The sequence below is a fragment of the Rhizobium sp. NLR16a genome, assembly GCF_017948245.1.
Lineage (GTDB): Bacteria > Pseudomonadota > Alphaproteobacteria > Rhizobiales > Rhizobiaceae > Rhizobium.
The window spans coordinates 26,603-40,123 of record NZ_CP072866.1 but is presented as its reverse complement, the minus strand read 5'-3'; the positions used below and the strand labels follow the sequence as shown (position 1 = coordinate 40,123).

The 13,521-nt window shown below is 59.0% G+C and carries 12 protein-coding genes; 4 read left to right on the top strand and 8 right to left on the bottom strand.

The features are described from left to right. Window positions 1-66: 66 nt before the first annotated feature. From J7U39_RS19845 to J7U39_RS19835, 3 genes are all read right to left on the bottom strand, one after another. Window positions 67-231: a hypothetical protein gene (locus J7U39_RS19845; RefSeq protein WP_210631975.1), complete on the bottom strand. Its 165-nt coding sequence runs from the start codon at window positions 229-231 to the stop codon at window positions 67-69. Window positions 232-364: 133 nt separating this feature from the next. Further along, window positions 365-1,117, bottom strand: a complete 753-nt coding sequence (locus J7U39_RS19840) for a helix-turn-helix domain-containing protein (protein WP_210631974.1) — start codon at window positions 1,115-1,117, stop codon at window positions 365-367. Window positions 1,118-1,363: 246 nt separating this feature from the next. Beyond that, window positions 1,364-1,831 (bottom strand): hypothetical protein, encoded by a 468-nt coding sequence (locus tag J7U39_RS19835; protein WP_210631973.1) that lies wholly within the window; start codon window positions 1,829-1,831, stop codon window positions 1,364-1,366. Between the two features lie 314 nt (window positions 1,832-2,145). Here J7U39_RS19835 and J7U39_RS19830 point away from each other — a divergent pair, with 314 nt between their 5' ends. Continuing rightward, the gene (locus J7U39_RS19830; protein ID WP_210631972.1) at window positions 2,146-2,604 is read left to right on the top strand and encodes a pyridoxamine 5'-phosphate oxidase family protein; all 459 of its coding nucleotides are present in this window, start codon (window positions 2,146-2,148) and stop codon (window positions 2,602-2,604) included. 241 nt (window positions 2,605-2,845) lie between these two features. On the opposite strand, the gene J7U39_RS19825 is transcribed toward J7U39_RS19830, so the two are convergent. The 5 genes from J7U39_RS19825 to J7U39_RS19805 form a co-directional block, all read right to left on the bottom strand. After that, the gene (locus tag J7U39_RS19825; RefSeq protein WP_210631971.1) at window positions 2,846-5,491 is read right to left on the bottom strand and encodes an erythromycin esterase family protein; all 2,646 of its coding nucleotides are present in this window, start codon (window positions 5,489-5,491) and stop codon (window positions 2,846-2,848) included. Between the two features lie 637 nt (window positions 5,492-6,128). Continuing rightward, window positions 6,129-6,551 carry a hypothetical protein gene (locus J7U39_RS19820; RefSeq protein ID WP_210631970.1) on the bottom strand — a complete coding sequence of 141 codons (423 nt, stop codon included), beginning with the start codon at window positions 6,549-6,551 and terminating at the stop codon, window positions 6,129-6,131. Between the two features lie 179 nt (window positions 6,552-6,730). After that, entirely contained in the window at window positions 6,731-7,378 is a 648-nt protein-coding gene (locus J7U39_RS19815) for a BON domain-containing protein (protein ID WP_210631969.1), read from the bottom strand. 53 nt (window positions 7,379-7,431) lie between these two features. Then, window positions 7,432-7,674, bottom strand: a complete 243-nt coding sequence (locus J7U39_RS19810) for a hypothetical protein (protein ID WP_210631968.1) — start codon at window positions 7,672-7,674, stop codon at window positions 7,432-7,434. Window positions 7,675-7,685: 11 nt separating this feature from the next. Then, entirely contained in the window at window positions 7,686-7,943 is a 258-nt protein-coding gene (locus J7U39_RS19805; protein ID WP_210631967.1) for a hypothetical protein, read from the bottom strand. Between the two features lie 491 nt (window positions 7,944-8,434). Between J7U39_RS19805 and J7U39_RS19800 the strand changes: the two genes are divergently transcribed. The 3 genes from J7U39_RS19800 to groL all read left to right on the top strand — a co-directional run bounded on the left by J7U39_RS19800 (window position 8,435) and on the right by groL (window position 13,516). After that, window positions 8,435-9,031 carry a chemotaxis protein CheB gene (locus J7U39_RS19800; RefSeq protein WP_210631966.1) on the top strand — a complete coding sequence of 199 codons (597 nt, stop codon included), beginning with the start codon at window positions 8,435-8,437 and terminating at the stop codon, window positions 9,029-9,031. A gap of 155 nt (window positions 9,032-9,186) precedes the next feature. Next, window positions 9,187-11,487 carry a heavy metal translocating P-type ATPase gene (locus J7U39_RS19795; protein ID WP_210631965.1) on the top strand — a complete coding sequence of 767 codons (2,301 nt, stop codon included), beginning with the start codon at window positions 9,187-9,189 and terminating at the stop codon, window positions 11,485-11,487. Between the two features lie 409 nt (window positions 11,488-11,896). Next, window positions 11,897-13,516, top strand: a complete 1,620-nt coding sequence (groL, locus tag J7U39_RS19790; RefSeq protein ID WP_210631964.1) for a chaperonin GroEL — start codon at window positions 11,897-11,899, stop codon at window positions 13,514-13,516. Window positions 13,517-13,521 lie beyond the last annotated feature (5 nt).

The window sequence follows — 13,521 nt, the reverse complement described above, 5'->3', positions numbered from 1 at the left end:
GTTGCAAAGCTTAGCCGTGCGCCGGCGAAGAGCCGCCGGTTCAAACCACACCAAGGGCAGCGATGGTCAGGACCTCTTGAAGCTGTCAGCCTTTTTCTCAATCGCCTGTTCCAACTGCGCTTGCTCTTGGTCGATCATCCGACTTAGTTTTTCACGCTCTACAGGATCTCGCGCCAGTTCGAGCATGTCCTGAAATCGCCTGATGTTCTGCTGGATGACATAAGGGTCCATGGTCGTAGCCCTGTTCCGGACAGCGGGAACGCCCATTTTAGTCTCACGCCCGCCCAGATCAATAGCTCGTTTTAGCTATGGTCAGCTTCCATGATGTATGTTCGTTGTCACATCTATTTCCCGCCGCTGGCGTTCAGTGGTGCGACCCCCTTGCATAGCTGGCGAATTCCACCATGTTGTCGACGTATTCGTCGTCATTGCCCGCCAGTAGCACCAGAGCGGAGCGCTTGACGATCCTGACTGAATGACGACCGGCGGGGGCGACGACGCCCTTGTTCGTCAGCTTCGTCATCGTCCGCGAGACCGTCTCGATGGTCAGGCCGAGATAATCCGCAATATCGAGCCGGGTCATCGGCAGCTCGATGATGGCATCGCACTGGCGGCGGTCAGCATCGCGAAGGAGTTCCTTCAATAGAAAGCTGCAAACGCGCTCCTCGGCATTCTTGCGGGAGAGGAGCACCATCTGATCCTGGGCGGCTGCCATCTCGTCGCAGAGATGGACAAAGACCTCAGGCCGCAGATCCGGTGATTTGTCGACCGCTGTCTCGAAAGCCCTGCGTGAGATGCGGCGGACCTTGATATCGGTGACCGCTTCGGCGCTGTAGAGATAGTGGCTCTTTAGCGATACGCCGATAATGTCGCCGTCATGCAGGAAACCGGTGATGACGCGGCGGCCATCGGAGATGATCTTGAAGATCCGCAGGCTGCCCTCGATAACCTCGAAGAGATGCGTGGCGGCATCCCCCTCGAAGAACAGCGATTGGCCCGCGGCGACGCGTTCGACGGGCTGTTTTTGGAAAAGTGCCTGAAGGCCGGTCGGCGCGGAGCCAGGAAAGGTCGCGCTCGTGACGCCTTCTGCGTGGTGAAAATTGGCGACCTGCAGCATGTCCATCCCTCCGTGCTGTTGATGACGACAATTGACCAGCCGCCGGTGACACGCCGATGCCGCGCGTGTTAAAGATGGTGCGAATTTGTAACAGTTGGTAACAGGCAACGGCTTGTCGAGCAGATGGGTCCGGCGGGGCCCGTTCGACGGCGGGATAATAAGGTCCATGCCTCCAGATCATCCCGTTACGGCAACAGGTGCGTATTCGCAGCAGACTCGGCCACAAATATAATGCGCCTTTCGCTGTCAGCGGCCTGCAAGCGAGCTTCCCGCAATTGGTACAATCACGCTGCCTTTCGAGGCCGGCTGGCATTGTGGAGCAGACCACCAGCAATCCTTTGCCAATCTGCGAAAATGTACAGTACGAACCGCGTACTTTCTCGCAATCTCGGTTGCGTAGTCATACAGCGCGCGGCAGATGGCATTCTGGTTTGCGCCTTCTTCAACAATAAGAACCGGCACGTCCAGCACCTCGTGATAAGGCCACTGTTGCGTGCGTTGGAGCAAACAAAAGCCTCTGATCATGCCAACTCTATCGACGGCGATGAGCATTTGGTTTGAGCCCCGATGGGTCATGCCCGCTGGATATTCGACGGTCAGCTGCTTGAGTTCCTGCCACACAGCCGGCGGCGGCATTGCGCCTCCCGCATCCAGAAACCGCTCGAGGTCCGGCCAATCGCACTCCTGAGCCGGCGCTACAGTAAAGTCGCTCACACCGCTTGCCCTCCCGCTGCAATGAGGAGCAAAGATCTAACGAACTATAGATGTCGGACGGCTGGAGAACATTGCGACAGATCAAACGCTCCGGCCCGTGAGAATTGGCCTTGCACTGTCGAAGACTTGCTCGTGCGCGCTCGAAAACTCCTGCGTTGGCAAACTGTCGCGGCGCCTCCTCTCTCAAACGAGATCAGATTCTAACGGAACCCGCCTGGTGCGTTGTTCCTGAAATCTGTGGCGAATTGAGCTATCGCAAGGTCTTGTGGCGAGCAGTGTGGCATTGTCTCAATACTCGGCTGGAGGCGACGACGATGAGCGTGACGATTAAGGAAATGAACACAGACGATTGCTTCGATATGCTTCGCCACGCGAAAACGGGAATATTGGCATGTAGCCATGAGAACAAACCCTATCTCGTGCCGATCTCCTTTGCCTGCGAGGAACGAAAGATCTACGCCTTCTCGCTCGAGGGAAAGAAAATCGACTGGATGCGCGCAAATCCCCAAGTTTGCGTGCTGGTCCACGAACATACATCCCGTGGCTCATGGCGTTCCGTGATTGCCTCCGGACGCTTCGAAGAATTTCCAGATAAGAATGGCTTTGCCAGTGAACGTCAGCACGCCTGGAGTGTTCTGCAGAAGGACAGCGGGTGGTGGGAGCCTGGCGCGCTCACCCCTGAAGATGGGACCGCCGCAAAGCCACGCGAGCCGATTTTCTTTGGAATTTGGGTTGAAGAGATTTCGGGCAGGCATGGTGTCGAGGCAATTTGAGATGAATCGGAAGGGGTGCCGTGAGAGCTTTGGCTCTTCCCAATGGGCCGATGTGGCGACCCTTTTTCGTTTCGGATGCCTGGCAAAAATGCTTCGCCTTTAGATCCGGATGGCTGTCATTGGATCTTGACGTGGTGACGCCTTATGTGACGGACTCGTCGCGTCCACGGTTTTGAGGCTGGGACATAGACTTGAACAGCCTCCTGAAGTGGCGTGAGAAAAACTGAAGGATAGCGGCGCTTCATAGACCGAAGGGATAAGTCTCATCCTCTCCGGCGGCCACCTCAGTCGGCAAGGGAGTTACTGCGCAGGTCTGATCGAACCACACGAACGCATCGTACTGGTCGGACAACGACGCGTAACTGTAGTGACTCCATCGCTCCGTCTCGGGCCGATAGATGACACCAATGTAGCGTTCAAGCCGCGGGGCAGCGATGACGCGGCGGAGATTGTCGTGCTCCTTTGCGCGAAAATCTACCAGGAAGCGGTCGGCGCCGACGTTGTGGAACAAGTCCTCGTAACTGCCTGGGCGAGACGATCGTATGGCCTTGATTTCCATCGGCCCATCCCATTCCGATGCCGCCGCGACGGTACCGGAATGTGTGCCAAAGCCGATCAGCGCTGCATCACGTCCATACGCCTGTCTGCACAACTGGCCGATGTTCAGCTCGCCGCGCTCCATACCCATTTCGGTGAACCGCGCGTCTCCGATGTGGGAATTGTGTGCCCAGATAACCGCTTTCGCTTTTGGACCTGTCCATGCGAGGATATTCTGCAGCGCGTTGAACATGTGCTGGTCGCGGTGGTTCCATGATTCATGGGCCCCGTAATACATGGCCCGATAGTAGCGTTCCGCGTCAGCCACAAGACGGGCATTCTGCATCGCGTCGAAGAACTCAGCGCCATCGTTCTTGGCGTATTGGAGCTCCTTCTGCAGCAGGTCGATGAGAATGCGTGTCACCGGCCGTTCGCACAGTGCATAACCTTCAGTCAGCGATGCGCGGCCATAGGCAGCCGGCTCCCGCGACCACGGCGACAGGCAGGCATACCGTTCACGCGCAATTTGCGCGGCCTTGGGATCCACGCGGTCTAGATAGGCGAGCACGGCGGCGATCGACGCCGTCATGTTGTAAAGATCCAGGCCATAGAAACCGACCTTTTCACCTTGGAGTTTCGTGGCGTTGTGATCGCGCAGGAAACTGATGAAGGCGTCGACATCCTTGTTGCGCCACATCCAGGTGGGGAATCGCGCGAACGGTGTTGAGTGCATTGGCCGATGCGGGCTTTGCCGAACATAGCGGTCGATTGCGGCGGCATCGGGCCAGTCAGCCTCCACAGCGACAATCGTGAAGCCGTGCCGCTCGATCAGACGGCGCGTGATAGCGGCGCGAGCCCGATAAAATTCCGAAGTACCGTGGGAGGCTTCGCCAAGCAACACGACCCTTGCTTGAGCGAACCGGTCAAAGACGGCTGCGAAATTCGCGTCCTCCAGCGAAGGCAGTGGCTCGGCCGCAGTCCGCAACACGGCCACTGCCGATGTCTGTGAGATTGACTGAGGTATCGCGGAGGCTGGCTGGTTGGGCGTCAACAGGTAATGCTCGAACCAGGCACTTGCCAAGTCGGTCACCGCTTCAAGCGCACCAGGTTCTTCGAACAGATGCGTGGCTCCAGGAACGATTTTGAGCAGCTTCTCACATGCGAGTGCATTTAGTGCCTTGTGGTTCAGGGTAAGAACCTCCCGATCATCGCCGCCGACAATGAGCAGGGTCGGTGCTTCGACCTCGGCCAGACGCGGCCCGGCGAGATCAGGGCGCCCGCCGCGCGAGACTACCGCTGCCACGCGGCCTTGAAGTTCGGCAGCTGCCAACATTGCCGCCCCGGCGCCGGTGCTCGCACCGAACAGCCCCAACGGTAGATCGGCAATGTCCGGCTCAGCCTGAATCCAGATCGCAGCCTCGAGCAAACGCTCGGCAAGCAATGGAATATCGAAGACATTTCGGCGGTCTGTCGCCTCATCTGCCGTCAGCAGATCAAGAAGAAGCGTCGCGAAACCCTTGTCATTCAGCCTGTCAGCGACAGCAACGTTGCGAGGACTGAGGCGGCTCGACCCACTACCATGGGCGAATAATATGATGCCTCGTGGATCCGGTGGCACGCTCAAATCGCCCACCAGACTGTGCGGCGGGACCACGATACGGCGCCTGGAACGATCTGGGCCGGTGGTACTACCCTCGGCCCACCCTTGTCTCAGCAGTCCGATTGTCTCTTCATCGGTGAGTTGGTGGAAATCGCTGTAGAATGCGCCCACTCCCTGAAAACCTTGCGCCGGATGAAGACAGACGACAATGTCAGCATATGGACGCATTTCCGCCAGCGTTCCTTCTGGCGCCACGGGAACAGCAAGCACAACTTTTGCGGCACCCCGATTTTTGATTGCGATGAGCGCGGCTTTGGCTGTTGCCCCCGTGGCAAGACCATCATCGACGACGATTGCGGTTCGTCCCGCCGGCTCCAACCGTGCGTGACTACCGAGGTATAAGGCGCGCCGACGTTCGAGCTCGACAAGTTCCCGTTGCCGCGCACGCTCAAGGTAAGTATCGTCGGCACCCGTCGCCATCCGTACGTCTTCATTGATGACGGTTTCGGCCCCTGAGCCTTCGACGACAGCACCGAGCGCCACTTCGGGCGTCCCCGGCGCGCCAATTTTTCGGACCAGAAGGAGATCGAGCGGCGCTTGCAAAGCACGGGAGATTTCCAGCGCGACCGGTACGCCACCGCGCGGCAAGGCATAGACGACAGGTTGCTCGAGAGATAGCGCGACGAGCTTGGTCGCTAGCTGACGCCCTGCATCGAACCTGTCCCGAAATTGGAAGTGCAATTGAACCATACAGATAGAATGTGTGCCTGTTGATCTGCCACGCATTGATCAACATCAAATCCTCGCGGGAAATAGATGGACTAACTTTGCATTCGATGATGACGCGGAGCAGCAATCGGCGGCCATTTCGATAGGGAATCAATTTAGCACGCGGAACCTATTCAATTGAGCTCTACTACTGGCGCTTCCCTGCCTGCCAGTCCGGCGCTGCTTTTGCGAGCCCGGCTGGTATCGTTCTATGAACATGCTGTCGCGATCACGTGTGACGTCCGAGCTGCCTGCCAACATGCTCGTCATGGCAGCCTATGGCCATGCGCGGCTGCGAGCGGATATTCGTTACCCAAGCGATGATCGATAGGGCGACGGTCCCGATCCTGCTTGCGAGACAAGATGCGGTCGGCATGTTTCGCCAATCGCGGCATTGCGTCGCGATCAAGTCAGCTTGTACATCGGCTGATCTGAATACTCTTGCTGTCAGCTCGCTTGTTCTCAACGTGGAGCTCTGGCGGTGGGCCAGCGAGGGCCGAACCGAACCTATCTATCCTGACGTTTCGTGACTGATCTGCGCAGCGTTGAATTCTGCTGGACGAAATCGGACGCAACCCCGTCTTAGGGCGCCGAGCGATTACGGCAGCTGGAAGGAGGGTCAAAGCGGGTGCATGCTCCCGTGATCCCAACGATGACGATATTCCCGGTCATCGAGGAGGCTCCAGTTCTCTGGCCTGAGCGTCCATACCCTTAAATAATTGCAGTTCGCGTCAATCGCCTTGTTCCTCACATTGGAAAAGAGCTTTGCGGCGATCTCTTGCTCGCGAAACGCGCTCACCACGATGAAAATCGCAACATCGAACAGACGCCCGGCAAGTGGGTGGTTCTCGATTCGAGCGTGGCAGAGTCCGCGGACGCGATCATCGATATCGGCCGCGACGATGAAGTTGCGGCGTTCCGAACCGCTAGTGACCTGACGCCAGGAGGCGAGCGTCAGACGTGGCATTGCCGCCTGCGCGACGACATACGCACGCTCTATCTGAGTTTCCTGCAACTGGCCGATCTTCAGTTCGGATGTCATATGAAACCCATTCACGCCAAGCGACGGAATGCCGCCTCGCCGTCCTGACGGAGCAGCGTTTCTTGTTGCACGGGCAACAGCGCGTCGCCTTCTCGGATGACCTGCATGCAATCGCTGATGCAGTCACGCCGGGGACAGCAAAACCTCCCCGGCACGAAATTTGATGTGCCTTAATCCGGTCATCCGATCGCTATTTGATCATTTAACGTCTTGATTCCCGGAGCCGACCAGGCTGCCCGTTCGGCCGCTCTCCGCTCCGACCAAGTATGGACCTTGCCTTTGAGAGTTACGCTGCCGCCGGACACTTCGACCCGAATCCCCTGCGATTCCAGCTCGGCATCACGCTTGAACGCATCCTCGATGCGCTTCTTCACGTCAGCAGCGCTGACACGAGGACTGATCTCGATCAAATTCGACAGGCCGACGACGCCCACGAGGTTGCGAACGGCATCGGACGCAGCATTTTTCTGATATTGCCATTCGGCCTTGCCGGTGAGCGTGATCCAGCCCTTTTGGACCTTGACCTGGATTGCGCCCTTCGGGACGGAAACGTTCCAGTCGAGCATGTTGGCGGCGCGGCGGGCGATATCATCGTCGGAAGCCTCGTAGTTTCCGAAGATCCTGACGTCGATCTCTTGGGCAATGCCTCGCACGCCTTTGATCCGCTTTACCACTCGCTCGGCGGTCTCCTTTTCTGAGTAGGAGCCGACGTGACCGGTGAGAGTGACGATGCCCTCTTCGACGGATATTCCGATGTTGGCGGCATCGATACTGGGTTCGAAGTCAAGCTCGTCGATGATGTTCTGTCTGAGAGTAATATCGTCCATGATTTGCTCCTTTCTGCTTTCAGGACTTTTTCCGGCAACGGCCGAAGGCGCTTTCAGACGGGAAGCCCCATGCGTTCGTTTGCCGATTTCGCGCGCAACCCCTCCTTCTGCTGAAGCAAGGCGCTGCGCAGTTGGTCAAGTTGTGCGCGCGATCTCTGAATTGGGCTTTGGTCGTTGTAAGCCGCCGCCGGCAGGGTCACCCGTGGACCCTTCGAAATGCCGTGGCCTGCCCCGTCCAGGCTCATCAGACCGACGAGGCCGATGGAAGAAACGAAAATCGCTGCTGGCATCCGCATTTTCTTCTCCTTCAGAAATGAAAGGTGGTAACCGGCCCGACATATTCCGTCACGAAGCCGAAAGAACGGGCTTTCCTGATCAGTGCGTTGGCGCCAATGAGGTTGGTCTTGATGATCTGATCCTCTTTTGGATCGCCTTGGCCGAAATTCGCGCGCATCCAATGGGCTGCTCGGGGCGTGAGCGGGCTGATCGTCCAGTGGCTGGCCTCTTCACGCTTAACCCTGAAATCTGGCAGTTGCTGCTCATTCGAAGCAATTAAGACGGACATCCAATTTCTCCCCTATCGGCGCAACGATACGTTCGACATGAAGCCCGCGATACTCGGAGGTCTTCCGAGGCGCGAGCGATATACATGAGATGAGCTCCTTCTTCTTTCGTTCACCATAGGCGAAATGTTCCGGCGCTCTTTGATTCGAATCAAAGACGTCGAATGAAGTTGTTGCACGCGGGGGAAACAGGAGTGGCTCGCTTCGGACAGCCGCCTCCCAGTCGAGACGTCGACGGCGGTGGTCTGCGAAGGATTGAGCGGTTCAATGCATTTATGCAATTTCCGATCAAGGCATCGCCTACCGCGGGAGCTCAGGAGATGACCCGACGGATCTCGATCGGCATTGAAGGGTCAATTGCTCGAACTTCGATGAAGAGGAATTGCGCCAAACTCTGGTCACTGAGGCTGATTTTTTCGACCTTGACCAACGTCAATGTCCGAAAACCTATCATCGGCTAAAGGATCGGAAAATCGGATGGTCGAGGTAGATCATGAAACGGGATGTTGTCGCTATCGGAGCCTCTGCGGGTGGAATTGAAGCCGTTTCGAAGTTACTGAGTTATTTGCCGGCAGAACTCCCAGCCTCTGTCTTGGTCGTCATCCATCGACCAATTGAGCCGCCGAGTTACCTGCCTGAGGTTCTCGCACGACTATGCGCGCTTCCAGTGCGCTTCGCACGCGAAGGCGAGCAACTCGAACACGGCACCTGTCTGTTGAGCCCGCCTGGCCGGCACCTGAGCGTGTCGAAGGATTGCCGAGTACATTTGTTGGCCGATGGCTTCTATCGAGCCCACAACGTCGACGCCCTTTTCATGTCTCTTGCCGCCGCAATTGCCCCGCGTACGATCGGCGTGATCCTTTCGGGCGCCCTGAAAGATGGAACGCTAGGCCTGAAGTTCCTGAAAGAAGCTGGCGGCATCGCTTTGGTGCAAGATCCGGCGGAAGCCTCCTTTCCGGACATGCCGGAGAATGCGGCGATGCACGACGGGGAGATCGATCTGATCGGTCCCATCGAAACCCTTGCTGAATTCATCTGCGAGCAGGTCGGGCTTCAACCTCTATCCCTGGGCGCGCCCCCCGCAGGATGATCATGCTCAAGGTTTGACCGATCGGCGTGGACTAGTGATGTATTCGGCTTTCCCAATGCGGGCGCAGTCCGAGTGTCCGGAGTGCAAGGGGTCTCCGGCCATATTCGTCACGTCTGCTTCGGGAGGCCGTGGTTCAGAAACGGAGAAACGTCCACATGCGGATGCCCGGCTGGCGTGTCGCCAAAGCATGGATGCTGCCATTGGTAACATTGGCTCTGGTCGGCGGTGGATTGGCCAGATTTGTGGGGCAAGAGAGCCTTGCGACGCAATTTTGGACGACGGGCACAGCAGTCGTCTTTGCGGTGCTCGTCATCGATATCGGCATTGGTCTGCACAGGAAGGATTTCGGCCTGGATCTCATCGCGGCGCTGGCGATGGGCGGGGCCATCCTGTTTGGAGAGTATCTGGCCGGGATTGTCGTGGCACTCATGTTTACTGGCGGGCAGTTCCTGGAGAACTTCGCGCAAAACAGGGCAAGCCGGGAGATGACAGCACTGCTGAGCCGGGTGCCAACGCGCGCGGCCCGGTATCAAGACAGCCGCATCGAGGATGTTGCGGTGTCGGCCATCGCGCCTGGCGATCTCGTTCTGGTCCGCCGCGGCGAAGTTGTTCCCGTCGATGGCATTGTCGAGGGCAACCTTGCCGTCCTAGATGAATCCGCACTGACGGGCGAGGCGCTGCCTATCCGACGGCAATCTGGACAGGCGGTGATGAGCGGCTCCACGAATGCCGGCGATGCGTTCGACCTGAAGGCGACGAGCGCGGCTGCCGACAGCACCTATGCCGGCGTCATCCGGCTGGTCGAGGCAGCACAGCGGACGAAAGCGCCGATCGTGCGATTGGCGGCCAAATTCGGTTTGGCCTTCCTGGCCCTCACCTTGTCGATTGCCGCTTCAGCCTGGGCACTGACCGGCGAGGCAACCCGGGCTCTTGCCGTCATCGTGGTGGCGACGCCCTGTCCGCTGATACTCGCCGTACCCGTCGCCATCGTGTCCGGCATCTCGCGCTGCGCAAAGAAAGGCGTCCTGGTGAAAGACGGAGGCGCCCTTGAAGCCCTTGCTGCCGCGAGGACGGTGCTTCTCGACAAGACGGGAACGGTTACCGATGGTCGGGCCCGCCTGATTGAGATCAAGGCACGCGGCGACCTCGATCCGCTCGACCTCTTGAGGGTGGCGGCATCGCTGGATCAGAGCTCGCCTCATGTCGTGGCCCAGGCCCTCGTGGCCGCCGCCCGTGAACGGGGGCTGCGGCTTGATGTACCCAGCGGCGTCCGGGAAACGGCAGGCTCAGGATTGACGGGCCGCGTCGCCGGGCGAGAGGTCGTGGTCGGCGGCTGGGCTTTCGCGAGCACAGGCATTGAGGACTCGGACTTTCGCCGCGAGATCGAGGCATGGATACGGCGCGACGGAACGGTCGCAGTCGTTGTGACAATAGACGGCGCCCTGGCCGGGGCGATGCTTCTGGCAGACCAGATTCGTCCCGAAGCGGGTTACGTATTGCGGCATCTGCGCGAGACCGGCATTGCGCGCATCGTTCTCGTTACCGGCGATCGCGCCGATCTCGCTGCAGGTGTTGGCGCATTCCTCGGAGTGGATGACGTCATCAGCGAAATGAAGCCCGAGGACAAGACGAACGCGGTCGACAAGGAGCGGGTGAGAGGCCGTCCCGTGCTGATGATCGGCGATGGGGTCAATGATGCGCCCGCGCTTGCCGCCGCCGATGTCGGCATAGCAATGGGAGCGCGCGGTGCCGCTGCTTCGTCCGAAGCGGCGGATGTCGTGATCCTCGTCGATCGTCTGGACAGGCTGGTCGGTGCCCTCCATATCGCACGCCGCTCGCGCGCGATCGCGCTACAGAGCGTTTATGCCGGCATGGCCCTTTCGGTCGCAGGCATGATTGCTGCCGCCCTCGGTTATCTGACGCCGGTCGAAGGAGCGCTTTTTCAGGAGGCGATCGATGTCGCCGTCATCCTGAATGCCCTGCGCGCCCTGGGGCCACCTGTCTCCTTCGCCATGGCCTCGCCGCGGTTGAGCAACGAAGACCTGCAGAGACTGGAGGCCGAGCATAAGGCATTGGCTGACGTGGTCGACGATATTGGCATGACGGCAGATCGAATTGCACGCCTGCCACAGGAAGAGGCAATAGACGAGCTCCAAAGACTGGATCGCGGGCTGCGCGACCGTCTCCTTCCCCACGAGAAGAGGGACGAACAGGTTTACGCGCGGCTTCGCCAAAAAAACGCCAAGCCTGACATTCTGGCCGGAATGAGCCGGACGCACATGGAAATTCAGCGGCAAATTCACAACCTCACCGTCATGCGCAAGGCGTTCGACGGCAAGGCGCCGACAGAGGCGCAGCTTCATGAGGTCCAGCGGCTGCTGCACGGGCTGGAGGCGATCACACGTCTTCATTTTGCGCAGGAGGAGGAGATCTATCGCTCGCTGGAGGTCGAGTGAGGGGTCCCAGCCAGCACGGACTGCTGCGGTGTCGAACCCATCAGCGGCGCATTTCGCTGATCGTGCTCGATCATAGCTTTGATCGCTGGGATGCTGAAGACGGCCGCAACCATCAGAATGAGAACGATCAACAGGAGGTGATCGATGATAAGCCATCGCAGCCATCGTCCCGCGGAGAAGTGGTTCACGGCCTTGCTCCAATCGTAGCTGGTGAGCCAGTGAGAACGATTGTCTTCACGGCAACAGTCTAGAGGGCGCCATCGAAGAGGCATTGCGCAGGATCAAATTGCCGCCGCGCCGATTTCCTGGCGGCCGCTTTTGACGCCGGTCAATTTCATCACCGCGGATCTATGTCATTGATATCGTGCCAGCCTGTCAGGCGAGGTCATGACAACTTGGGGATAGGGCAATGCCGCACAAACAAGTTCTCTTTCATGCAGAGGCCAGGAGTAAGGTTCTTCAGGGGGCAACCAGACTGGCAGACGCCGTTCGCATCACCCTCGGCCCGCGTTCCAAGTCGGTTCTGATCGAGAAAAAGTGGGCTGCTCCCATCGTTTGCAATGACGGGGTGACGATCGCCAAGGAATTCGATCTGAAGGATCCCGAGGAAAATCTCGGCGCCCGCATGTTGCGCGCCGCTGCCGAGAAGACAGGAGATGTGGTTGGAGACGGAACAAGCACATCCACCGTGCTTGCGCACGCGATCTTGGCGGATGGTCACCGCAATGTCGTGGCGGGCGCGAGCGCCATCGACCTCAAGCGTGGCCTCGACCGCGCCGTCAACCGCACCATCAAGGCATTGCGGGATCTTTCCAGGCCGGTGACCACTGACAAGGAAAAACAGCAGGTTGCGGCGATCTCCGCACACAATGACGAAACCATCGGCCAGTTGGTCGCCGAAGCCATGACGCAAGTCGGCAAGGAAGGTGTCATCACCGTCGAGGAATCGAAGACGATGGAAACCCGGCTGGATGTCGTGGAAGGCACGCAATTCGACCGCGGCTATATCTCGCCCTATTTTGCGACGGATCCGGAAAAGATGGAATCCGTTCTCGAGGATGCTCGGATCTTGATCTTCGACAGGAAGATCTCTGCGCTTGGCGACTTGGTCGGCCTGCTCGAAGAAATCGCCAAGTCGGGCAGGCCGCTCCTCGTCATCGCCGAGGACGTGGAAAGCGAGGCGCTTGCCACTTTGATCGTCAACCAGATCCGCGGCACCTTCCGCAACTGCGCCGTCAAAGCGCCCGGCTTCGGTGACCGCCGCAAGGCAATGCTGCAGGATCTGGCGATCCTCACCGGCGCTCAGCTCATTTCGGAAGACCTCGGATTCAAGCTCGATAAGACGACGCTGGAGCAGCTCGGCACGGCGACGCGCGTTGTCGTGGATAAGGACACCACCACGATCATCGGGGGCGGCGGCTCGCAGCAGGCGATCAGGGCAAGGGGCGAGCAGATCCGCAAGGAGATTGAGACGACCACCAGCGACTATGACAAGGAGAAGCTGCAGGAACGGCTGGCGAAGCTTTCCGGTGGGGTGGCCGTCATTCGCGTTGGTGCTCCTGCGGAAGCGGAGGTGAAGGCCAAGAAGGAAGCTCTCGACGACGCGATCAATGCCACCAAGGCGGCGGTTGAGGAGGGTATCGTTCCCGGCGGCGGGCTTGCGCTCTTGCGCTGCATCGCGGCTGTGGCCGAGGAAGAACAGCTCTGCGATGGGGATGAGCGGACGGGCGTACAGATCCTGAAGCGTGCTCTGGAAGTCCCGGCGCGGCAGATTGCCGAGAACTCGGCTGTCGATGGCGGTGTCGTTGTTGCCAGGATGCTCGAAAGTCAGGGCGCGATCGGCTTCGACGCAGCGCGGAACCGCTATGTCGATCTCCTGCAGGAAGGCATTATCGATCCGACCAAGGTCGTGCGCGTCGCATTGGAAAACGCGGTCTCCGTCGCCAGCATATTGCTGCTGACGGAGGCGACGATGACGGAGATTCCCGAACCCGCCCGTCAGCCGACTGCGCCGCCGATGGAGATGTAGAGCCG